Genomic DNA, 20,753 nt, shown 5'->3' with positions numbered 1-20,753 from the left:
CTAGTCGCGCCATTGGCTCAGGGCCAGCGCCACGCGGTTTTCCAACGCGCGGATCGGCGTAGCATCGCTGACGTAGTTATTGCTGATCATCGAGAACACCAGGCGCCGTCCCTCGGCGTCGGTGATGTAGCCGCTCAATGACGACACGCCGGCCATGGAGCCGGTCTTGGCATGCAGGTTATTTTCCGCAGCAGTCCCACGCAGACGATAGCGCAGGCTGCCCCCGGTCATGCGGTCCGGGTTGCCGGCAATCGGCAAGGCGCTGTACCAGGCATCGAACCAGGGTTGTTTCGCGGTCGCCAGCAGCAGGTCGGTGAGGTTCTGCGACGACACCAGGTTACGCCGCGACAACCCCGAACCGTCCACCTGGCTGAGCGTCGTCGGGTCCAGCCCCTGGCGTTGCATAAAGCCCGCCACCGCCGCCACACCCGCTGCCGCCGTACCGGCATTCGCCGTCTTGCGTCCCATGGCCTTGAGCAAGGCTTCGGACATGTTGTTGTTCGAGAGCTTGAGCAGCGGCGTGATCAACTCCTGCAACGGCGCCGATTGATGTTGCGCCACGACCGTGGCACCGGCCGGGCTTGCAGCGCCGATCACCCGCCGCCCCAGCACCCGGATGCCCTGCTGCGCCAGCGCCTGCTCGAACAGATTGGCGACCAGTTGCGTCGGCTCCCAAACACTCACCCATTGCCGGCTTTGCTTGCCCGGTGCCAGCGCGCCGGTAAGTAGCAGCAGGTTGGTGCCGTGCTGGCGGGTGATCGCGTAGCTGTTGCCGGGGCCGCTGACCGCGCGGTTGCTCAGTTGCACGTAGTCGGTGGGCGGGCTCACCAGCACCGTCACCGGCTGGCCGACTGCGGTGGGGGCCTTGGCGGTGACCAGTAAAGTGCCGGCATCAAAATCGGTATTGGGTGACACCGTCAGCGCCGAAATCTGCGCGCCGTAGTAGGTACTTTCGTCGTCCTGTGCCCAGTCCACGCCCAGCCGCTCGGCGTCGAACCAGCTGTCGTCGAATACCAGATCGCCCTGCACCTGGCGCACGCCCTGGCTCGCCAGCTGAGCGGCCAAGGCCTGATAATCGGCGAACTGCGTGGTCGGGTCGCCCAGGCCGCGCAGGTACAGGTTGCCGGTTAGACGCTCGCCCTGACGGGTGCCATTGCTCAGCAGCTGGGTAGAAAACCGGTACTGCGGCCCTAGCACATCCATGGCTGCCGCCGTGGTCAGCAGCTTGAGGTTGGAGGCCGGAATCAGCCGGGTGCGGGGGTTATGTTGGTACAGAGTGCTGCCACTGCGGGCGTCGCGCACCATCAGGGAGACGGTGGCGCCGTTGAGGGCCGGGTCGGCCAGGAGGTGGTCCAGGGTGGCCGGGGTGGACGTCGACGAAACACTCGCGCATCCCCCCAGCAAAAAGCTCCAGCACAGCAGGTGTAACCATCGTCCAAAGTGCATCAGCATCGTGATCCGCAAAGCCATCAATGCCGGCAACTCTAACCGCTCACTCTAATTGTGGCGAGCGGGCTTGCTGTGGCGAGCGGGCTTGCCCGCGTTGGAGTGCGAAGCACTCCCAATCCAGGCACCTCGGTGTACCTGCAAAAATCTGGCTGGCAGGTTTTGGGGCCGCTTCGCAGCCCAACGCGGGCAAGCCCGCTCGCCACAAGAGCCGTGTTCGCCAGGGATTCTTTAAGTGATATTAGAACTCCAGGGTGCTCGACACCGACACCTGCCGTGCATTGCCGATGGATACGAACAACCGGCTGGCCGCTGAGGTGTGCATCGTGACCTGCAATGCCATCAATACCGGCAACGCTAATAGCTCACTCTACATGTGGCGAGCGGGCTTGCCCGCGTTGGAGTGCGAAGCACTCCCAATCCAGGCACCTCGGTGTACCTGAAAAATCTGGCTGGCAGGTTTTGGGGCCGCTTCGCAGCCCAACGCGGGCAAGCCCGCTCGCCACAAGAGCCGTGTTCGCCAGGGGTTCTTGCAGTGATATTAGAACTCCAGGGTGCCCGACACCGACACCTGCCGTGCATCGCCGATGGACACAAACAACCGGCTGGCCGCTGAGGTGTGCATCGTGATCCGCAATGCCATCAATACCGGCAACGCTAATAGCTCACTCTACATGTGGCGAGCGGGCTTGCTGTGGCGAGCGGGCTTGCCCGCGCTGGAGTGCGAAGCACTCCCAATCCAGGCACCTCGGTGCACCTGAAAAATCTGGCTGGCAGGTTTTGGGGCCGCTTCGCAGCCCAACGCGGGCAAGCCCGCTCGCCACAAGAGCCGTGTTCACCAGGGGTTCTTGCAGTGATATTAGAACTCCAGGGTGCTCGATACCGACACCTGACGTGCATCGCCGATGGATACGAACAACCGGCTGGCCGCTGAGGTGTAGTAGGTGCGGTCGAACATGTTCTTCACATTGACCTGGAACTTGACCTTCTGCCCGTCGATCTTGGTGTCGTAGGTAGCGAACGCGTCCGCCACGGTGTAGCCCGGCAAGGTGAAATCGTTGGCAGCGTCGCCGGCACGTTCGCCGACATAGCGCGCGCCGGTGCCCACGCGCAGTTGGTCACCACCGAAAATGCTGCCGAAGTCGTAGGCCACCGACAGCGAGCCGGTGTGCTTGGCCACGTTCTGCAAGCGGTTGCCTTCCAGCGTCGGGTCTTGGTCTTTCACGTCTTCGGCGTCGGTGTAGGCGTAGCTGCCGATCAGGCTCCATTGGTCGGTCAACTGGCCAGTAGCGTCCAATTCCAGGCCACGGGAGCGGACTTGGCCGGCCAGACTATAGATGGTGCTTCCAGCCACTTCCGACGACACCAATACATTGCGCTTGTCGATATTGAACAGCGCCGCACTAGCAGTAATGCGCCCAGGAATATCGAGTTTGGCACCCAGTTCCCAGGACTTGGACCTCTCGGGCGTGAGGTCGCCGGTCAAGGTGCTGCCATCGGCCAGGGCGGCGATGGTGGAGTTGGGTTTGAACGACTCGGTGTAGCTGCCGTAGAACGACAGCTCATCGGTGTAGCGATACACCAGGCCGGCACGCGGCACCCAGGCCTGGCCATTGCCGTCGGTATTGGCCTTGAACGGCACGCCCTTGCCGGCGTATTGGTCGTACATCTGGTAGCGCGCGCCCGCCACGAAAATCCACTGGTCGGTCAGGTGGATCGCGTCCTGGAAGAACAGCGAGTCGCTGCGCAGCAGGTCGGTCTGGGCACTGTCGGCGGCGCTGACGGTAGTGCCTGCCACTTCGTTGCCGTAGACCGGGTTGTTGTAGTTGAAAGTGCTGCGTGAATTCTGGCGAATCAGGTCGGCGCGGTAGATCTTGCGGTATTCGTCATCCACGCCAAACACCAGATCGTTCTGCAGGCCGAACACGTTGACCTTGCCTTCAAGGCTCGCAGTGGTGAAACGGTCGGTGGTGATCGCGCCTTTGGTGCCGTCCATGCGCCGGGTCAGGGTGCCATTGGCGTTTACGGCGCTGACGCGCACCTGGCTGGCGTCGTAGGTTTCGCGGTTCCAGCTGTAGCCGAAATGGACTTTCCAGTCGTCGTTCAAATCATGGTCGGCTTCAAAGCGATACAGGTCCGAGCGACCTTCCATATTGTTGAACGGCTCATCCAGCCGTCGCGTCGCCGGGATATCCAAGGGGTGGTTAGTCTTGGGGTCGATGGCGGTGCCACGGTCGAACGGCGAGAGAAATTCGCGGTGTTCGTAGGCAAACAGCAACTTGGTGGTGTCGCCATACCAGGCCAGGGACGGCGCCACCAGCGTCTCGCGGTGGGTACCGAAGTTGCGCCAGTAGTCTTCATCTTCATGGTCGACGATCAGGCGATAGGCCAAGCCCGAGTCACCAATCGGGCCGGTGGTGTCGAGGCTGCCGCCGCTGCCGTTCTTGCCGTCGCCAAAGGTGGAGCCGCGTACCGTCAGGGCGGTGGATTGCACCAGTTCAGGCTTTTTGCTGACGATATTGACCACACCGCCCGGGTCCTGGATGCCGTAGAGCAGCGACGACGGGCCCTTGAGCACTTCGACCCGCTCGGCCGTGGCGTTCAACGCCCGGCCCTGCACCACCGGCATGCCGTCGCGCATGATCGAACCGTTACGGTTGTCGCCAAAACCGCGCAGCATCACCGCGTCCTGGGTACTGGCCAGGGTGTTGGCCTGGGTGATGCCGCTGATATTGCCGAGGGCATCATCCAGGTTGCGCGGGAGCTGGTCGCGCAGCACTTGGGCGGGCACCACATTGACGGTTTGCGGGGTTTCCAGCAGCAGGCCGTGGGAACGCATCACCGAACTGGTGGGCGGTGGCTGGTAGCTGGTGGTGTCCTGGGTCTGGCCCACGCCGCTGATGGTGGTGGCGCCGAGGTTGACCGCGCCGTCGGTGGGCACGGGCTCCAGGGCCAGGGTGCGGGCATCGATCTGGCGGAAGGTGAAGCCCGACTTGCTCAGCAGGCGTTGCAGGGCCTGGGTCGCGCTCATTTGCCCGCTGACCGCCGGGGCACTCAGGCCGTAGGGCGCTTCATCGGTGTAGATCACGCTGATACCGGTGACCCGGCTGAAATCGCTCAAGGCCTGGGGCAGCGGTTTGGCTGCCAGGGCAAAGGTGAACTGGGCGCTTTGCTGCTCCTGCGCCTGCGCCACGGCCAGGGGCAGCAATGCCAGCCCTGAAACCGCCAATACCGAGGCTCCCAACCACTGTTTAACCAAACCGCCCGCCGTCGACTTCATGCTGTGAGAACCCGTGTAGAAAACGCTGTTAATGCGAATAGATCGCAGTTTCAAGCACTACACGGATGGGCGGGGGATTTACCTCACATTTGTTTGCAAATATTTTTATTTATTGCGCCTGAATGCGAAAACCCATGCGTGGGAAATGCACGTGCACGGTGCCAGCACGTTCGTCGGTACGGCGTAGGATCAGTTCTTCGCGGCCAGCGAACAGCAGTTCGCCGGCTACTGGGTCAGTACCGTAGTCCGTCGCCGAAATCGTCACCTGCTGGCCTGCCTTGAAGCCATTCAAGTCCTCGAATACTTCCTCCGGCAACGCCGCCGGCGCCGCGTTACGCGCCACCTCCAGGGCCTGCTCGGCGCTCATTTGGGTGGAGGTGCCGTGGCCGAAACTCAATACCCGGTCCAGCCAAGCGGCGACGGCAGGGTAGCCATCCACCAATGGCGACGTCACGCTGGAGCCTTTGAGGAACCACAGCGGATGGGCCAGGGCAAAGTCGGCAATCGAAGGCTCGCCGAACAGAAAATCCCCCGCCTGGTGGCGTAATTGCTGATCGATGCGGCTGACGATCGCCGGCCATTGGTGCTTGGCCTGGTCCAACTGCACCCGGGCCGCCGTGCCGCCGCTGAACAATTTGCTGCGGTCGGCCACCAGCACCTCAAGCATTTGCGGCGGCACCTTGGCAAATTTCACGGCCAGGGATTCGGGCTGAAACACCAGCGCCACGGCATGGGAAAACACCAGCGAATCCGCCCAGGCGGCAAAACCCTGGGTCACCAGTTCCAGGCCTTGGGGGAACAGCGCCGGTGCGGATTTTTCCTGCTCCAGGCGCCGCGCGATCAACGCGGTGTCGCAGTAGATATCCGCGCCCACTTGCAGCACTGGGGTTTTGCGATAGCCGCCGGTCAGGGCCGTCAGATCGGGCTTGGGCATCACTGGCGAGATATGCACCGAGTGCCAGGACAAGCCCTTGAAGCCCAGTAACAGGCGGGCTTTTTCAGCGAATGGGGACTGCGGGTAGTGGTGCAGGATCAACTCGGACATGCCAGGCTCCGCTGGAGAAGTGAGCCGCCAGCTTAGCCTGCAATAACGCAAATGGGGTCGATGGGAACCCATCAGTCAAATCAATGAGCCACTCGCCGCCAGACATTCCTTGGCGCTTTTTTTCAGCTTTTTGATCAAGCGCTCCTGGCGCAGCGCCTCGCCTTTGCTCGCGCACTGCTCGGTGTACACCAGCGCCACGGCCGGGCTGGACAGGAAAAACCGCGCGCCCTTGCCGCTCTGGTGCGAGGCAAAACGGCGCACCGGGTCATTGCTGATGCCGCAATACAGCGCGCCGTTGGCGGCACGCACCAGGTAGACGAACCAGGGTTTGGGTTCAGTGGGAGTCGTCACGGATCAATTCGGCAAACCAGAAGAACGCCAAGTTTATCAACGACTGGCCTGGAATGCCTTCAAGCCTTTGAGTGCCTGGGCACGCACGGCGTTTTTCAAGGCCGGCGACCAGCCCAGCAGCAGGCCCTTGAGGCCCAGGGCCTGGCGCGACCAGCGCCACAGGTCGAAATGATCGTGGTGCTCGCAGATCTTGCCGTCGCGAAACACAAACCGCGCGCCGATATCGTTGACCACGGTGTTGCCGGTCGCGCTGAACAGGTACGTGGCCACCCAATGTGCGCTGCCGGTGGTGTCATCACTGCGCACATGGTCGAAGGTCAGCGAGAAGTCCTTGGCCCGGGTAGTCAGCATGCGCCACATGTCCCCGGCATCGCGCCCACGCAATTCACCGAACGCCGGGTCGCTGAACAGCACATCCTCGGTGTAGCAGGCCGCCATGGCTTCGGCATCCAGGCGCTGGAAAGCACTGTAGAACTCGGTGATCAAGGCGTTATGGGCGTCGCTCATGGGCAGTTTCCGCAAAAGAGTGGAGAGGCTGGATACGATAATCCTCAAGTGCCGAGAAGACTATCGGCATTAATGACAGGAATATCCATGCAAGCCTGCGGCTATGGCACCATCCCACAACTTCGCGCATAGGCGAACAGATCCACATCCGTGGAAATGCACAGGCGGTTCATCGCGGTGCTTTTCTGCTTGCTGATGGTGGAAACACTGCGATTGACCTGGGCGGCGATCTCGCTGACGGTCATACCGCTGGCGAGCAGGCGCACCACCTCACGCTCGCGGCTGGACAACTGGGGTTGTTGGGATTGATCACGGGTCCCGGCCTCGACCATCTGCGCACGCAGCCCCTCGCTGACGAACGTCTTGCCTTGGGTGACAGCCCTGATCGCCAACGGCAACTCCTTGGATGAGGCGCTCTTGGCGATGATCGCCCGCGCGCCTTGGGCAAAGGAGGCGCGTAAGGTGACGATATTGGCGAACATCGTCACCAGAATCACCGGTAAATCCGGGTATTGGCGTCGCAGCAACCCCAACAGCACATAACCGTCGGCCTGCTGCCCGCCCGGCATGGTGAAGTCGGTCACCAGTAGATCGCACGGCGTGTTACCCAACAGCACGAGCAACTCATCGGGCCCCTCGGCCTCACCCACCACCTTGCACGTACCGCCCGCCTCGATCACCACCCGCTGGCCAATGCGCACAATGGGGTGATCGTCAGCAATAATTACGCGAAACATAAAAAACCACGAATGATGGCAAATTGATCAAGAAAAATAGCGCTGTCCACCGTCGCCAACAACCGCCCAAACAAGAGCGTTTTTCACTTGGCCCCGCACCCGTTAGCGCTTGAGTTTTCGCCTACAAAATAAAAGGACATGACCTACATATTAAAGCTACGCACAGCGTGGACATGACCTACAAAACCGGCCAAATCCTTCATAAATCTGTCAAATACCGCAGATACACCGTCAGCCCTTGCTCGAATTTCTGCAGTGCCCGCTCGTTGCGCACAATGCCGTGCTGACGCACGTCCTCGATCAAAAGCGCCGCGCTCGGGTCCGGCTCGGTGCCGGCAAGAAACGCCAGGCTGCCCAGCAAGCGATGCAAACACTCAACGGTGGCTTGTTGATCCAGGGTGTTACAGGCATGCAGCAGGCCGGCATAGTCCACATTGGCCTCATGCAAGAGGCTGCGCAGCAGGCGGTTTACCACCTGCTCATCGCCAAAGGTTTCGATCAGTTCGGCACGGGTTGGCCAGCGTGCCGGCACCACGGCCACAAACGGGCTGGCGGCGTAGCCTGACGGCCCCGGTAGCCAGTGCTCCAGGACTTCACGCAGGCGCTGGGCCGACAACGGTTTGAGCAGCCAGGCGTCCATGCCGGCCTCAAGGCCGCGCTGCAGATCGTCGGGCGTCAGGTGGGCGGTCAAGGCAATGATCGGGACTCGCTGGCGGCCTTCGACGCGCTCGCGAAGGCGCATCTGCCGAGCCATGTCGTAGCCATCCAGCACCGGCATCCGACAATCGCTGATCACCAGGTCGAAACGTCGGAGCCCACTGGCCAATAAGGCTTTATGCCCGTCAGCGACCACTTCGTGGCCAAGCCCGAACTTTTGCAGGAACCAGCCCATCAATGCGCCGTAGGTGGCGTGGTCGTCAGCGACCAGTACGCTCAGGTTGCACCAGTGCGCAGGAGGGCTGCCCCAGGGTGATGGTTGAGCAGGACCCCTTGGCCTCATGGCCACCTCGATATCTATTCAGGCGATGAAGTTCTTTTTGGTGGCCATTTCGACACACTCAAAAACAACGCAATATCGACATTAGATATCCACATAAGTGGTGTTGTTACGATACAACAACTACGAAAACGCAGGTTTTCCTACACTGTAAAAAACCAATTCCGACACCAGCGGAATGTCGTATTTGTTGTATTTCCCCTCCCCTGCCCCGGCGCTAAATTGCGCCCCAGCCCAAAAGGGCAACCCGCCAATTCAGCTGGCGGCCAACTATCCGAACTGACCCTATGCCCAACCGCACCTGTTAACGCGCTGCGGCGACGCGCACCCGTCAGTTGACCCAACACCGAGACTACACATCATGAACAAGCACCTTATCGCCGTTGCCAGCGCCCTGCTGATCACGGGCACCGCGCCGGCGTTCGCCGCCAGCACCGTGGACCTGACCGTCAAGGGCATCATCACCCCGAATGCCTGCACCCCTGGCCTGTCCAGCGGCGGGGTCATCGACCACGGCAAGATGTCGGCCAAGGACCTCAACACCGACAGGGTTACGCCATTGCCGGCCGTCAGCCTGCAAATGACCGTGACCTGCGATGCGCCCGTGCTGTTCGCCATCAAGGCAACGGATAACCGTCTGGGCTCGGGGTCAGGCAGCCGCTTCGGCCTGGGGTTGATCAATGGCACGCAGAAATTGGGTTTCTACAGTTTGAGCATGGGCTCATCTGCCAACCCTCCGTTGGCCGACGGCGAAGTCGTGCAGTCCGTCGCCTCATTCGACAACGGCACCACCTGGGAGAAATACGACTCCTTCGAGCACGGCCTCATGCTCTCCGTGGCCACCCTGGCAGACGTCAGCACACCTCGCCCCACCCAAGAGCTGGTCACCGAGGTCAATTACAACGGCTACATCAACCGCACCGACGGCCTCGACCTGAGCAACGAAGTCAATATCGACGGCTCGGCCACCCTTGAAGTGCTGTACCTGTAACCCTCTCATACGCCATCGACTCTGCAACCAAAGGTGCCGCTTGCCTATGAATTTTTCACCCGCTGTTTTTCTCGCCGCTGTACTGCTGGCCCCCACCGCGCTGGCCGCCAGCAACACCGACTTCGCCGTCATCGGCATCATCACGCCCAATGCCTGTGATCCCAAGCTCTCCGGCGGTGGTGTAGTGGATTACGGAAAGATGACGGCCAAGGAGCTCAGTGCAGACCTGCCGACCTCTCTGACGCCGCAAACCATGCAATTGGAAATCCTCTGTGACGCGCCGACGTTCCTCGCGATGAGCACCTTCGATAACCGCGCGGGTACTTCGGCGATCAACCAGAACTGGCATGGCCTGGGCATGACAGCCAATAACGAAAAACTCGGCAGCGCAGGTTTCGGGCTGTTCAACCCGGTCGCCGACGGCGTCGCCGCGAAGATCATCGTATCGAGCGATGGCGGCGCCACTTGGAGGCCGTCGGTTTCCCTCGGCCCGCACCTGCAAACCGCCATCGCCGTCGGTACCGGCCTCACGCCGATTGCCGTGACGCGCTTCACCGCCGAGTTGCGCCTGTTCACCATGATTGATGGCACCGACCGCCTGACCGTGCTGGACGAAGTGCCACTGGACGGCAACGCCACCGTACAACTCAAGTACCTGTAACCCCTTTTTCATCAGCCCCACTCGAAAGGAAACGTGTGCCCCATGAAACTCACGCTCAATGCCCTGGCCACCGCGCTACTGATCAGCACCAGCGCCTCTGCCCTGGCGGCGTCAACCGTCGACCTGACCGTCAAAGGCATCATCACCCCGAATGCCTGCACCCCTAGCCTGTCCGGCGCCGGGATGGTCGACTACGGCAAGATTTCTGCCAAGGATTTGAACCTCACCACTGTTACGCCTCTGCCGACCGCGACGCTGCAATTAAGCATCAGTTGCGAGGGGAGCACGCTGTTCGCGCTCAAAGGCAGTGATAACCGCGCGGGGTCTAACACTTCAGGCTCCTACGGTCTGGGGCTGATCAACGGCACGCAAAAACTCGGCAGCTATGACGTGGTCCTGATGAACGCAGTCGCCGACTCCGTAGCTGTCACCGTGTTGGAGTCGATGGACAACGGCACGACCTGGTTCGAGTCGGGCGATGCGGTACTGACGCCCAGCTCGCTGGGGGCATTCGGCAATCAATCTGCCGGTATCTGGTCGCCGGTACCCATCCAGCAAATGACCACCGACATGCTGGTCTACGGGCGTATCGCCCGCGCCGACAGCCTCGACCTGAGCGATGAACACCCCATCGACGGCTCGGCCACGTTCGAAGTGAAGTACCTGTAAACCCGTCGCCTCGCCGTGCGCGGCGAGGCGCCTTATTTGTACCGAACACATTGAAGACCGAATGATGAACAGAACCCTACGCCTGTGCGCGGCGCTGTTATTGCTCAACACCGGCTCTAGCGTGTTTGCCCGCAGCGCGACTGAAATGACCCTTTCTGGCCTGGTCACCCCCAGCTCCTGCACCATCGCGCTGTCCGGCAGCGGGGTGATCGACCACGGCACCATCCCCGTTCATACATTGAACCAGGAAGCGCCCACCCCCTTGCCCAGCCAGTGGCTGGAGGTGGAGATCATCTGCAGCGGCCCCATGCTGTTTGCCCTGATCGGCCTGGACAGCCGCGAGGATTCGTCCACCGCACCGGAGACCACCTACGGCCTGGGCACAAACCCCAACGTGCCCACCGAACATTTGGGCTCCGTGGGCCTGGCGTTCGAAACCGCGCAAGGGGACGGCCAAATCATGCAGTCCCTTGCGTCCAAACCCCAAAGCGGCGGCTGGTCTCCTCAACCGGCCATCCACCCCAGGACCCTGATGGGCTTCGCCCGCCCCGGCCGGCCGTTTCCCGAGCCCATCGTCATGTTGAACACCCGTATCCGTGCGCAAACCACCATCAACCCGGCGAACCGCCTGACCCTCAGGCAAGACGTTCCCCTCGACGGTTCATTGGTGCTGGACCTGCGTTACCTCTAAGCCCGTGATCATTTCAGGAAGTGCATCATGAAGACCTTTCCAACCTTGCTGGCCCTGGGCTGGCTACTGAGCAGCCACGTGTTCGCCGACGGCATGGTGCCCGACACCTCGGTGGTGATCGTCAACGAGGCCGATGGCGAAGCCTCGGTGTCGGTCACCAACACTGACGGCAAGCTGGCGCTGCTGCACGTCACCCTCGAAAACATCCCGGAAGACACCGAGTCACTGCTGTTTGTCACTCCGCCCCTGTCCCGGGTGGAAGCGGACAAAAGCCAGCTGGTGCGCTTCATTCTGCAGAACCGCACGCCGCTGCAAACCCAGCGCCTGAAACGCGTGATCTTCGAAGGCATGCCCAAGGACCGCGACGCCCAGCAGGCCGGGCATGCGCGCGTCGGCGTGACCGTGCGGCAAAACCTGCCAGTGATCATTCACCCCAAGGGCCTGGCGCCAAACCGCACGCCCTGGACCGGGCTCACCTGGGCGCTCAAAGACGGCCACCTGAACATCGCCAACCCCACGCCTTACGTGGTGCGTCTGGCGCAAGAGCTGCAACTGCTGCCCGGCAAACAAGGCCTGGTGCTACCACGAACCTACGTACTACCCGGTGAAACCTTGCGGCTCAGCGCGCCCCACGCCGCCACGGCCGTACGCCTGCAACCGGCCACCGTGTACGGCTTTGCCGTCGCCGCCTATGAAGCACCGATAACCGCAGCTAACGCTGAATAACGAAGTGACAGCCCTGTGACTGTCACCGGGAAGCCCGCCAACCGTTGCGGTCTTCCATAACTTGAGTGCCTTACGTGAACACAGTAACCACTGACCCGGCCGGCGAAGCCGTGCCCGACTGTCCTTTGCGCCCCGCCCTGTTCAGGGCCGCGCTGCCACTGACCATGGCCCTGCTGTCGGCCGAGGCATTGGCCGACACCTTTGACTCGAAAACCCTGCACCAGCGCGGCATCGACCCGGAGCTGGCCTACCTGCTGCTGGACGCACCGCGCTATACCAGCGGGCACCACGCCGTGAGCCTGACGGTGAACGGCCAGCGCCGTGGCCGCCTCGATGCACGCTTCGACGGCCAGGGCGCGCTGTGCTTTGACCGGCCGCTACTGGACGCCGCCGACCTGGTGGTACCCGCGCCACTGGGCGACAGCGGCTGCCATGACTTCCTCGGCGAGTACCCGCAAACCGTGGTGGAGCAAGACCCCGCCAGCCTGAGCGTGAGCCTGATCGTGCCCACCGAAGCCCTGCGCCCACGTCAACGCGAGCTGTCCGGTTATGAAACCGGTGGCTTCGCCGGCCTGCTCAACTACGACCTCACCGGTTTGTACAACCGCTATGGCGACGACGCCAGCCGCTTCGGCTCGGCCAATACCGAGGTGGGCTTCAACGCCGGCGACTGGATCGTGCGCAGCCGCCAGGTGCAGACCTGGCAGGATTCCCGCTCGCGCACCACACACCTGGAAGCCTATGCCCAGCGTACGTTCGCCGAGCAGCAAGCGGTGTTGCAGGCCGGGCAGATCAGCCTCTACAACCCGGTGCTGTCCTCGGCACAGATCACCGGTATGCAGGTGTTCACCGAACAGGCGCTGCAGGACCAGGAACAAGGCTCGACCATCAACGGCATCGCCAACAGCCCGGCCCAGGTTGAAGTGCGCCAGAACGGCGCGCTGATTCACTCCACGGTGGTGCCGGCCGGGCCGTTCTCGCTGACCGATGTACGGCGCCTGAACACGCGTGCCGACGTTGAAGTCACCGTCAAGGAAAGCAGCGGCGAAGAACGGCGTTTCACCGTGCCGGCGGCCATGCTCGGCATTGGCCTGCCGGCCGCGGGTTACTCGGTGGGGGCCGGGCGGGTGCGCAATATCGGCAATACCCAGGGCGACGATCCGTGGGTTGTAAGTGCCGGTTGGAGTGGTGCGCTGAACCCGCGACTGAGCGTGGGCGCCGGCGGGCTGGTCGCTGAGGATTACCGCGCGACCGGCGCCAGCCTGGGCCTGTTGCCATGGCCCGACGGGCAGGTGCAGCTGTCGACCCAAATTGCCGATGCCCAACGCCAACACGAGCGCGGGGTGCAAACCGACCTCACGCTGTCGCAACGCCTGGGCCAGCAGTGGTCGATCACCGCCGGCGCGTCCCACCGCACCATGGGCTACCGGGAACTGGAGGACACCACCTACTACGATTCGCGCGACGACGAAGGCCGGCGTACCCGCTATCGCGACCAGCAGAGCCTGTCACTGGGCTGGGCCCATCCATGGCTGGGCGCGGTCAACGCCGGGGTGTCGCGCACCACTACTTTCAACGGCGAAAACAGCAGCCGCGCCCTCGCGTCATGGGGCACCAGCGTGCGTGGCGTCTCGCTCTCGGCCAGCGCCGAGTGGCAGGTCAGCGGCCGCCAGAATGACGAGAACGCGGTGTACCTGAACCTCAGCGTGCCCCTCGGCGAAAACCGCCGTGGCCGCGCCTGGGTGCGTAATTCCGGTGGCGAGCACCGTATCGGCCTGGGGGTGAACGAGCAGATCAACGATCAACTCAGTTACCGGGTCAGCGCCGAGCATGACAGCCGCGACCAGCAAGTGGAGTCCACCCTGGGCGTGTCCTACTTGCCGCGTTACGCGCAACTGGACCTCAACTACAGCCGCTCCGACGCCGAACGCTCCAGCTACCAGGGCGGCGCGCGCGGCGCGGTGGTGGCCCACAGCGGTGGGGTGACGTTCTCGCCGTACCCGGTGCGCGACACCTTCGCGCTGGTGTCGGTGGGCGATATGGCCGGGGTCAAGCTCACCACGCCAAGCGGCCCGGTGTGGACCGACGCCCTCGGCCAGGCGGTGGTGCCGCAGGTGTCTGCCTACGGGCGCAGTGCCGTGGAAGTGCAAACCCAGTCGCTGCCACGCAATGCCGATATCAGCAACGGCCTCGCCGTGATCACCGCCGGGCGCGGCGCGGTGGACCGCGTGGAATTCGGCGTGGCCCTGACCCGTCGCGCCTTGCTCACCGTCACCACCGACCATGGCGCGCCGCTGCCCCGCGGCGCCACTGTTAGCACCGCCGACGGCGAGTTCGTGACCCTGGTGCAGGAAGGCAGCCAGGTGTTCCTGCCGAACGTGATGGACCCGCGCCGCTTGTGGGTCAAGGCCGAGGGCATGCGCCGTTGTGAACTGCAGGTCGACCTTGCGCAGGACGCCGACCCGCAAGTGTATTTCGAAACCGCCCCGGCGCGCTGTGTGACGCCATGAGGAACACTCTGATGAAGCGATTTTTACTGCTGGGCGTGGCCCTGGCCGCCGTCGTCCAGGGCCAGGCGCACGCCGATGACTGCCAGCTCAACCTGAGCCAGGCGCGCCTGGATTTCGGCGTGATGAACCGCGCAGTGCAGCGCAACCCCAGCGCTGAAATCCTGCTGGGCGAGCGCCGCCTGAGCCTCAACCTCAACTGCCCGACGCCCACCGACCTGCACGTGTTTTACCGGGCCTTGGCGGCCACCGCCGAACGTTACCGCTTTAACGAGCGCGGCAGCTACCGGGTGCAGATCAGCGATGCGGTGCTCGACGGCCAGGCCGTGGAATTGGGCCTGGTCACCGGGCAAGGCCAGGCGCCCACTGCCCGCGGCCAGGCACTCGACTGGCGGCCCGAGCATGCCATCGTGCCGTTGCGCGATGGCCTGCCCACCACTGGCAGCAGCTTTTCCGCACAGTTGCAGGTGAGCGCCTGGGCCCAGGCCGACGCCACGCAAGTGCGCGACGCCGTGACCTGGGAAGCCACCGGGTTGATCGACGCCGTGAACACGGGCCGCGCCCGGGAGTTGTCACTGCAAGCCGGCTTCGCTCCGGCGGCCTGCGAGGCCAGCCTGTCCAACGGCGGCATCGTCGATTTTGGTCGGATGTGGGCCAAGAGCCTGAGCGCCGACAAGGAAACCGGGCTGGCCTCGCGCAACCTGATGCTGAGCATCGGCTGCGACGGCCCCACCCGTTTTGCCTTGCGCATGCAAGACAACCGCAAAGGCTCGGCCACCGGCGGCACCGACGAAACCGCCTACGGCCTGGGGGTGGACGACGGCCGCAATAAAATCGGTCGCTATTACCTTTATTTCGACCCCTTCGACCTGCGCGCCGATGCCCTGCCCCATGTGTATCGCACCGACTCCACCACCGGCGGCGTGGCCTGGAGCAGTTCCAGCGGCTACCCGATTCCCATCGGCAGTAACAGCTTGTTGGGCTTCACCGAAACACCCGGCAGCCATGCCGGCCCCATCGCAATCCAGAACCTCAGCGGGCAGATCAGCGTGCGCGCCATTCTGTCGCCCATGAACAGCCTGGATCTGCGCACAGACGTCGTGCTCGATGGGTCGGGCACGATTGAAATTATCTACCTCTGAACAAGGAGTATGGTCATGAACCTGCGCCAGCTTTCCCTCGCAACGCTTGCCCTATTGGGCCTCAGCGCCGGCGCCATGGCGGCGTCCAGCACCGACCTCGCTATCACCGGACTGCTCACCCCCACAGCCTGCACGCCTGCGCTGTCGAGCAGCGGGTTGGTCGACTACGGCAAGATTTCCCAACAGGACTTGAACGCCGATCGCGGCACACGCCTGCCGGTGCGCAACCTCAGCATAACCATCAACTGCGAGGCCCCGAGCCGTTACGCGCTGCGCATGGCCGATAACCGCGACGGCACCGCGCACGTCAACAGCGAGATCTATTACGGGCTAGGGCTGGACCGCGCAGGCAACAAGCTCGGTGTGTATTCGCTGAGCTTTGACCCCAAACAGACCGTGGCCGATGCCTTGCCGGTGACCTATGGCACCGAGTCAACCACCGGCGGCGTCGCCTGGCGCATCTCCAACACCAACGCCATCGACATCGGTTCCAGGAGTTTTCTGGGCTTCACCGACGTAGCGGGCAGCACTGCCGGGCCTTCGGCCATCCAGAACTTGACCAGCACCCTCACGCTGCAAACCGTGATCAACGCCAAGCAGAACCTGGACCTGACGGTGGACACCCCCATCGACGGCTCGGCCACGCTTGAAGTGCTTTACCTATAACCCTTCAACAAATGAGCCAGCCATGAGTAAGTTTACAACCCCCCTGTTCGCCGCCCTGATACTGGTCGGCGCGAGCCAGGCTATCGCGGCGTCCAGCGTCGACCTGAACATCACCGGCGTGATTACTCCCAGTGCCTGCGAGCCCAACCTGTCCAATGGCGGCGTGTACGACCTGGGCAAGATTGCCGCCAAGGACCTGAACGTCGACCAGCCAACCCGGTTGCCGACACATCGCCTGCAACTGACGATCACCTGTGCTGCCCCGACCTTGCTGGCCCTTGCGCCCAGTGATAACCGTGCAGGTTCCGCCTACACCGGGAATTCAGTTCGCTTCGGTCTGGGGCTTATCGACGGTGGCACACAGCTCGGTTATATGAGCCTGAGACTTGAGTCGATTCTGGACAATGGCACACGCGTGTATCCCATCGGTTCAGACACCTCAGCGACCTGGGCCCCGACGGATTTGCTGTCGCATATGTTCCTCACGTCGTTCGCCGCCACCCCAAAAATACTGACCCCGACACCGATCCAACAGGTGATCGCAGACCTGAGCATCACCCCCAACATCGCCCCGGCCAATACGTTGCCATTGACCCAAGAGGTGCCTATCGATGGCTCCATGACCCTGACAATGAGGTACTTGTAGCGCTAGACCTTTTCACTGCTGACGTCCACATACAGCGCGCGCCCTGCGCCCAACCCCGCGATGATCGCGCCCAGGCCGATCACCGCGAAGATCCAGCCCACCGCGCCCCAGCCGCCGGTCCAGTCATGCACCAGGCCCACCGCGAACGGGCCCATGGACGCCAGGGTGTAGCCGATGCCTTGGGCCATGCTCGACAGGTTGGCCGCCACATGGGAATCGCGCGAGCGCAGCACGATCAAGGTCAGTGCCAGGCTGAACGTACCGCCCTGGCCCAGGCCGAGCAGGATCGCCCACCCCCACAGCCCGTCCAACGGTGCGTAAAGGCAACCGAACAGGCCGCCGAGGGTCAGCAGCATCACCACCACAATCGCCAGGCGCTGGTCCTTGCCCCGAGTGGCCAGCCAGGGCGCGGCCAGGGAACTGGCCAACTGCACGATGATCGAGCCAGACAGCGCCAACCCGGCTTCGGTGGCGCTCAGGCCACGGCCGATCAGGATCGACGGCAGCCAGCCAAACACGATGTACGCCAAGGACGATTGCAGGCCCATGTACAAGGTCACTTGCCAGGCCAGCGGGTCACGCAGCAGGCCCTTAACCCGGTAAGCGACCTGGTGGGCCCCGTGTTTCTGGCCGACCTGCGGCAGCCAGAACAACGCCGCGACCAGTGCCGGCAGCACCCAGAAGCCCAGGCCGACGGGCCAACTGTCAGCAAAGTAATGACTCAACGGCACCGAGGCCCCCGCCGCCAACGCCGCGCCCAGGCACAGGGCCATGGTGTACACGCCGGTCATGGTGCCGGCCTGTTTGGCGAAATCACGCTTGACGATACCCGGCAGCAACACGCCGATGATGCCGATACTCGCACCGGCGATCAGGCTGCCGGCGAACAATCCCACTTCACCAAAAGAGCTGCGCAGAATGATGCCGGCGGCCAGCGTCAGCAAAATCCCCAACACCACCCGCTCGGCGCCAAAACGCCGGGCCAGGATGGGCGCCATGGGCGCAAACAGGCCCAGGCACAGCACCGGTAAGGTGGTCAGCAGGCCGGCCTTGGCCGCCGACAACCCGAGGCTGCTGGAGACGTCTGCCAGCAACGGCGCCATGCTCGACAGCGCCGGGCGCAGGTTCAACGCCACCAGGATCAGGCCCAGCAGCAACAGCCACGGGCGCTTCACCGCCGGGTGGCTATGTTGCACCACGTCGTCGTCGGCTTCGGCGTCGATCAGCAGTTCTTCGAGTTCGGGTGTGCGCTTGGCTTCAAGGTTCATTGATCAACTGCCGGCAGAGGGATTTGGCGCGTTCCGGGTCCTGGTGTTCCACGGCTTCGAGCAGGGCGACATGCAGGTCGAATACGGCCTGGCGACGCGGTGAGATGCTCAGGGTCTGGCGCAACTGGGCGGCGACGATGGCGGAGAAATAGTGGTACAGCTCGCTCAACGCCGGATTGCGTGCGGCATCCACCAGCCGTTTGTGGAACACCAGGTCGGCGCTGATATAGGCCTCCAGGTCACCGTGGTAGAGCTCGGCGCTGGCCTTGAGGGCTTGGCGCAGCCCGTTGAGGTCTTCCTCGGTACGACGCAGCGCGGCCAGGCCGATGGCCTCCACTTCCAGAATCTGCCGGGTTTCCTGCGCCTGCTCCAGTGAGCAATGCGACAACGCCCGCATCGCGCCCAGCGGGTCGGTCATTGAGCGCAGGTAACTGCCGTCACCCTGGCGGATTTCGATCAACCCCGAGAATGCCAACACCCGCATGGCCTCGCGCACGGTATTGCGGCTGATGCCCAGCTCGGCGCACAACTCGGGCTCGGTGGGCAGGCGTTCGCCAACCGCCCATTTGCCTTCGGTAATACGCCAGCGCAACTGCTCCAGGGCCTGGTCGACCAGCGAGCGTTTGATCAGGGGGGCGATGTCTGTCATGGATTTTTCACTTTCGTCCAATCATAGGATGAATTTTCCCACAGCCTATTCGGAGTTGCCTACAAGGGCAAGGCACTAGGGTTCTTAGGCAGGGAAAGGAGCAGTATTTTCGATTGGTAAAATTACCCTTAGAGGGTAATTATTGGACTCAGGTGTCTTATGGAAAAGTACACACCTCATTACGATTTGGCGGTGATAAAGGCGGATGTGAGACGGCTTGGTGCCAAGGCTTTCACACGTGCGGCAAAGAAAACCGCAGAGGCTCTCGACCTTGATCTCGCTGAGATGCAAGCGGTCGTTTTCGAATTGCAAAACAGGATGTTGTACAAGTCGATGACCACCTATGCCGATCACCGGGTCTGGCATGACGTCTACCACACCCATTCACACGGTCTGGAGATTTACATCAAGGTCACTTACTGCTCAGGTAGTAACCCACCGGTGATCTCCTTCAAAGGGATGAACCCATGAAAACGCAACAGTGCTGTATCTGTGGCGCCCCCGACGCCATGACACGCTTTGAAGGCCGCAGCGAAACCATGTGCATAAAAGGCATGGAGCGGCGCATTGATGATCTATCGGGCTGGGAATGCCAGGTCTGTGAAGACGGCATGTATGACCCCGACAGCTGCGACCGCCATGCCAAGGCAAGTGATGATCTGCTCCACGCCGCCCGAGGGATGATGGGCGCCGAACTCAAGCGTATCCGCCGCATGCTGCACCTCACGCAAAAAGAAACCGTGCAATTGCTCTCCGGTGGCGGGCACAACGCATTCTCACGCTACGAACGCGGCGAAATAACACCGCCCAAACCGGTGATGGTGTTGCTGCGTCTGCTGGATCGTTACCCCCACTTGCTCACCGACGTCAAAGAACTGGCCGAAGGTGCAGACCTGCGGAACGCCTTCAGCTACACCACCAACAACGAAACGCAAAAAGCCCTGAAAGCCTCCTAGACAGGCAAAAATAAACCCGGCACCAGGCCGGGTTTATTGTTTCAAACATCGATCAGTGCAGAATCTGGCTCAAGAACAACTTGGTCCGATCATTTTGCGGGTTGTCGAAGAAGTCATTCGGCGCCGCCTGCTCAACGATCTCGCCCTTGTCCATGAAGATCACACGGTTGGCCACGGTGCGCGCAAAGCCCATTTCGTGGGTCACGCACAACATGGTCATGCCGTCTTCGGCCAGGCCGATCATGGTGTCGAGTACTTCCTTGACCATTTCCGGGTCCAGCGCCGAGGTCGGTTCGTCGAACAGCATGATTTTCGGCTTCATGCACAGCGCGCGGGCAATCGCCACACGCTGTTGCTGGCCGCCGGACAGTTGCCCCGGAAACTTGTGGGCCTGTTCCGGAATACGCACGCGCTCCAGGTAGTGCATGGCGATTTCTTCGGCCTTGCGCTTGGGCATCTTGCGTACCCACATCGGCGCCAACGTGCAGTTCTGCAGGATGGTCAGGTGCGGGAACAGGTTGAAGTGCTGGAACACCATGCCGACTTCACGGCGGATCGCTTCGATCTGCTTGAGGTCGTTGGTCAGTTCCACGCCATCGACCACGATGCGGCCTTGCTGGTGCTCTTCCAGACGGTTGAGGCAGCGGATGGTGGTGGACTTGCCTGAACCCGACGGGCCGCACAGCACGATACGCTCGCCCTGCTTGACGTTGAGGTTGATGTCTTTCAACACGTGGAACTGGCCGTACCACTTGTTGACGCCCTGCATCTGGATAATGCCTTCAGGGCTCACAGGCTGTTTGATCGCTTCGCTCATA

The 20,753-nt window shown here is 62.5% G+C and carries 21 protein-coding genes; 11 read left to right on the top strand and 10 right to left on the bottom strand.

The features are described from left to right. The 7 genes from dacB to CXQ82_RS05275 form a co-directional block, all read right to left on the bottom strand. The gene (dacB, locus tag CXQ82_RS05305) at positions 1-1,446 is read right to left on the bottom strand and encodes a D-alanyl-D-alanine carboxypeptidase/D-alanyl-D-alanine-endopeptidase (RefSeq protein ID WP_101273723.1); all 1,446 of its coding nucleotides are present in this window, start codon (positions 1,444-1,446) and stop codon (positions 1-3) included. Between the two features lie 859 nt (positions 1,447-2,305). After that, positions 2,306-4,726 (bottom strand): TonB-dependent receptor, encoded by a 2,421-nt coding sequence (locus CXQ82_RS05300; protein ID WP_101266782.1) that lies wholly within the window; start codon positions 4,724-4,726, stop codon positions 2,306-2,308. Positions 4,727-4,835: 109 nt separating this feature from the next. Continuing rightward, a complete protein-coding gene (locus tag CXQ82_RS05295) occupies positions 4,836-5,771 on the bottom strand; it encodes a glutathione S-transferase family protein (RefSeq protein ID WP_101266780.1) in 936 nt (311 codons plus the stop codon). A 75-nt stretch (positions 5,772-5,846) separates the two neighbouring features. Beyond that, a complete protein-coding gene (locus tag CXQ82_RS05290) occupies positions 5,847-6,122 on the bottom strand; it encodes a GIY-YIG nuclease family protein (RefSeq protein WP_101266778.1) in 276 nt (91 codons plus the stop codon). A gap of 36 nt (positions 6,123-6,158) precedes the next feature. After that, positions 6,159-6,629 carry a nuclear transport factor 2 family protein gene (locus CXQ82_RS05285; RefSeq protein WP_101266776.1) on the bottom strand — a complete coding sequence of 157 codons (471 nt, stop codon included), beginning with the start codon at positions 6,627-6,629 and terminating at the stop codon, positions 6,159-6,161. A gap of 101 nt (positions 6,630-6,730) precedes the next feature. Further along, entirely contained in the window at positions 6,731-7,366 is a 636-nt protein-coding gene (locus CXQ82_RS05280; protein ID WP_101266774.1) for a response regulator transcription factor, read from the bottom strand. Between the two features lie 199 nt (positions 7,367-7,565). Beyond that, the gene (locus CXQ82_RS05275; protein WP_101266772.1) at positions 7,566-8,366 is read right to left on the bottom strand and encodes a response regulator; all 801 of its coding nucleotides are present in this window, start codon (positions 8,364-8,366) and stop codon (positions 7,566-7,568) included. 358 nt (positions 8,367-8,724) lie between these two features. Here CXQ82_RS05275 and CXQ82_RS05270 point away from each other — a divergent pair, with 358 nt between their 5' ends. The 9 genes from CXQ82_RS05270 to CXQ82_RS05230 all read left to right on the top strand — a co-directional run bounded on the left by CXQ82_RS05270 (position 8,725) and on the right by CXQ82_RS05230 (position 17,062). Beyond that, positions 8,725-9,354, top strand: a complete 630-nt coding sequence (locus CXQ82_RS05270; RefSeq protein ID WP_101266770.1) for a DUF1120 domain-containing protein — start codon at positions 8,725-8,727, stop codon at positions 9,352-9,354. 46 nt (positions 9,355-9,400) lie between these two features. Continuing rightward, positions 9,401-10,015 carry a DUF1120 domain-containing protein gene (locus CXQ82_RS05265; RefSeq protein ID WP_101266768.1) on the top strand — a complete coding sequence of 205 codons (615 nt, stop codon included), beginning with the start codon at positions 9,401-9,403 and terminating at the stop codon, positions 10,013-10,015. 42 nt (positions 10,016-10,057) lie between these two features. Then, complete coding sequence (locus tag CXQ82_RS05260; protein WP_101266766.1) at positions 10,058-10,684, top strand: DUF1120 domain-containing protein; 627 nt, start codon at positions 10,058-10,060, stop codon at positions 10,682-10,684. A 64-nt stretch (positions 10,685-10,748) separates the two neighbouring features. After that, on the top strand, positions 10,749-11,375 hold the full coding sequence (locus CXQ82_RS05255) for a DUF1120 domain-containing protein (protein WP_256581877.1): 627 nt from the start codon (positions 10,749-10,751) through the stop codon (positions 11,373-11,375). A gap of 27 nt (positions 11,376-11,402) precedes the next feature. Further along, positions 11,403-12,101, top strand: a complete 699-nt coding sequence (locus CXQ82_RS05250) for a fimbria/pilus chaperone family protein (protein WP_101266763.1) — start codon at positions 11,403-11,405, stop codon at positions 12,099-12,101. 74 nt (positions 12,102-12,175) lie between these two features. Further along, entirely contained in the window at positions 12,176-14,611 is a 2,436-nt protein-coding gene (locus CXQ82_RS05245) for a fimbria/pilus outer membrane usher protein (protein ID WP_177409884.1), read from the top strand. Between the two features lie 11 nt (positions 14,612-14,622). After that, a complete protein-coding gene (locus CXQ82_RS05240; RefSeq protein WP_101266761.1) occupies positions 14,623-15,750 on the top strand; it encodes a DUF1120 domain-containing protein in 1,128 nt (375 codons plus the stop codon). Positions 15,751-15,765: 15 nt separating this feature from the next. Then, positions 15,766-16,416 carry a DUF1120 domain-containing protein gene (locus tag CXQ82_RS05235; protein ID WP_101266760.1) on the top strand — a complete coding sequence of 217 codons (651 nt, stop codon included), beginning with the start codon at positions 15,766-15,768 and terminating at the stop codon, positions 16,414-16,416. 22 nt (positions 16,417-16,438) lie between these two features. After that, positions 16,439-17,062: a DUF1120 domain-containing protein gene (locus tag CXQ82_RS05230; RefSeq protein WP_101266758.1), complete on the top strand. Its 624-nt coding sequence runs from the start codon at positions 16,439-16,441 to the stop codon at positions 17,060-17,062. A gap of 2 nt (positions 17,063-17,064) precedes the next feature. Here the strand turns inward: CXQ82_RS05230 and CXQ82_RS05225 are convergent, their stop codons facing one another. Next, positions 17,065-18,330, bottom strand: coding sequence for a CynX/NimT family MFS transporter (locus CXQ82_RS05225; protein WP_101266756.1), 1,266 nt, complete (start codon positions 18,328-18,330; stop codon positions 17,065-17,067). After that, entirely contained in the window at positions 18,320-18,979 is a 660-nt protein-coding gene (locus tag CXQ82_RS05220; RefSeq protein WP_101266754.1) for a FadR/GntR family transcriptional regulator, read from the bottom strand. Before CXQ82_RS05220 ends, CXQ82_RS05225 begins: the two co-directional genes overlap by 11 nt. Before the next feature lie 159 nt (positions 18,980-19,138). On the opposite strand from CXQ82_RS05220, the gene CXQ82_RS05215 reads away from it, so the two are divergent. Next, on the top strand, positions 19,139-19,450 hold the full coding sequence (locus tag CXQ82_RS05215) for a type II toxin-antitoxin system MqsR family toxin (RefSeq protein WP_101266752.1): 312 nt from the start codon (positions 19,139-19,141) through the stop codon (positions 19,448-19,450). After that, entirely contained in the window at positions 19,447-19,935 is a 489-nt protein-coding gene (locus tag CXQ82_RS05210) for a type II toxin-antitoxin system MqsA family antitoxin (RefSeq protein ID WP_101266750.1), read from the top strand. The genes CXQ82_RS05215 and CXQ82_RS05210 overlap by 4 nt, the downstream gene beginning before the upstream one ends. Before the next feature lie 52 nt (positions 19,936-19,987). On the opposite strand, the gene CXQ82_RS05205 is transcribed toward CXQ82_RS05210, so the two are convergent. Then, positions 19,988-20,752 carry an amino acid ABC transporter ATP-binding protein gene (locus tag CXQ82_RS05205; protein WP_003171943.1) on the bottom strand — a complete coding sequence of 255 codons (765 nt, stop codon included), beginning with the start codon at positions 20,750-20,752 and terminating at the stop codon, positions 19,988-19,990. Position 20,753: the final 1 nt, after the last annotated feature.

The organism is Pseudomonas sp. S09G 359, from assembly GCF_002843605.1.
GTDB lineage: Bacteria > Pseudomonadota > Gammaproteobacteria > Pseudomonadales > Pseudomonadaceae > Aquipseudomonas.
Note: the sequence above shows the minus strand (reverse complement) of the source record. Positions and strands in the feature narration are given on the sequence as shown.

What these genes read in the sequence shown, in the direction of transcription:
- dacB (WP_101273723.1), bottom strand. Translation starts at nt 1,446, where the DNA reads ATGCACTTTGGACGATGGTTACACCTGCTGTGCTGGAGCTTTTTGCTG.
- CXQ82_RS05300 (WP_101266782.1), bottom strand. Translation starts at nt 4,726, where the DNA reads ATGAAGTCGACGGCGGGCGGTTTGGTTAAACAGTGGTTGGGAGCCTCG.
- CXQ82_RS05295 (WP_101266780.1), bottom strand. Translation starts at nt 5,771, where the DNA reads ATGTCCGAGTTGATCCTGCACCACTACCCGCAGTCCCCATTCGCTGAA.
- CXQ82_RS05285 (WP_101266776.1), bottom strand. Translation starts at nt 6,629, where the DNA reads ATGAGCGACGCCCATAACGCCTTGATCACCGAGTTCTACAGTGCTTTC.
- CXQ82_RS05280 (WP_101266774.1), bottom strand. Translation starts at nt 7,366, where the DNA reads ATGTTTCGCGTAATTATTGCTGACGATCACCCCATTGTGCGCATTGGC.
- CXQ82_RS05275 (WP_101266772.1), bottom strand. Translation starts at nt 8,366, where the DNA reads ATGAGGCCAAGGGGTCCTGCTCAACCATCACCCTGGGGCAGCCCTCCT.
- CXQ82_RS05270 (WP_101266770.1), top strand. Translation starts at nt 8,725, where the DNA reads ATGAACAAGCACCTTATCGCCGTTGCCAGCGCCCTGCTGATCACGGGC.
- CXQ82_RS05265 (WP_101266768.1), top strand. Translation starts at nt 9,401, where the DNA reads ATGAATTTTTCACCCGCTGTTTTTCTCGCCGCTGTACTGCTGGCCCCC.
- CXQ82_RS05260 (WP_101266766.1), top strand. Translation starts at nt 10,058, where the DNA reads ATGAAACTCACGCTCAATGCCCTGGCCACCGCGCTACTGATCAGCACC.
- CXQ82_RS05255 (WP_256581877.1), top strand. Translation starts at nt 10,749, where the DNA reads ATGAACAGAACCCTACGCCTGTGCGCGGCGCTGTTATTGCTCAACACC.
- CXQ82_RS05250 (WP_101266763.1), top strand. Translation starts at nt 11,403, where the DNA reads ATGAAGACCTTTCCAACCTTGCTGGCCCTGGGCTGGCTACTGAGCAGC.
- CXQ82_RS05240 (WP_101266761.1), top strand. Translation starts at nt 14,623, where the DNA reads ATGAAGCGATTTTTACTGCTGGGCGTGGCCCTGGCCGCCGTCGTCCAG.
- CXQ82_RS05235 (WP_101266760.1), top strand. Translation starts at nt 15,766, where the DNA reads ATGAACCTGCGCCAGCTTTCCCTCGCAACGCTTGCCCTATTGGGCCTC.
- CXQ82_RS05230 (WP_101266758.1), top strand. Translation starts at nt 16,439, where the DNA reads ATGAGTAAGTTTACAACCCCCCTGTTCGCCGCCCTGATACTGGTCGGC.
- CXQ82_RS05225 (WP_101266756.1), bottom strand. Translation starts at nt 18,330, where the DNA reads ATGAACCTTGAAGCCAAGCGCACACCCGAACTCGAAGAACTGCTGATC.
- CXQ82_RS05220 (WP_101266754.1), bottom strand. Translation starts at nt 18,979, where the DNA reads ATGACAGACATCGCCCCCCTGATCAAACGCTCGCTGGTCGACCAGGCC.
- CXQ82_RS05215 (WP_101266752.1), top strand. Translation starts at nt 19,139, where the DNA reads ATGGAAAAGTACACACCTCATTACGATTTGGCGGTGATAAAGGCGGAT.
- CXQ82_RS05210 (WP_101266750.1), top strand. Translation starts at nt 19,447, where the DNA reads ATGAAAACGCAACAGTGCTGTATCTGTGGCGCCCCCGACGCCATGACA.
- CXQ82_RS05205 (WP_003171943.1), bottom strand. Translation starts at nt 20,752, where the DNA reads ATGAGCGAAGCGATCAAACAGCCTGTGAGCCCTGAAGGCATTATCCAG.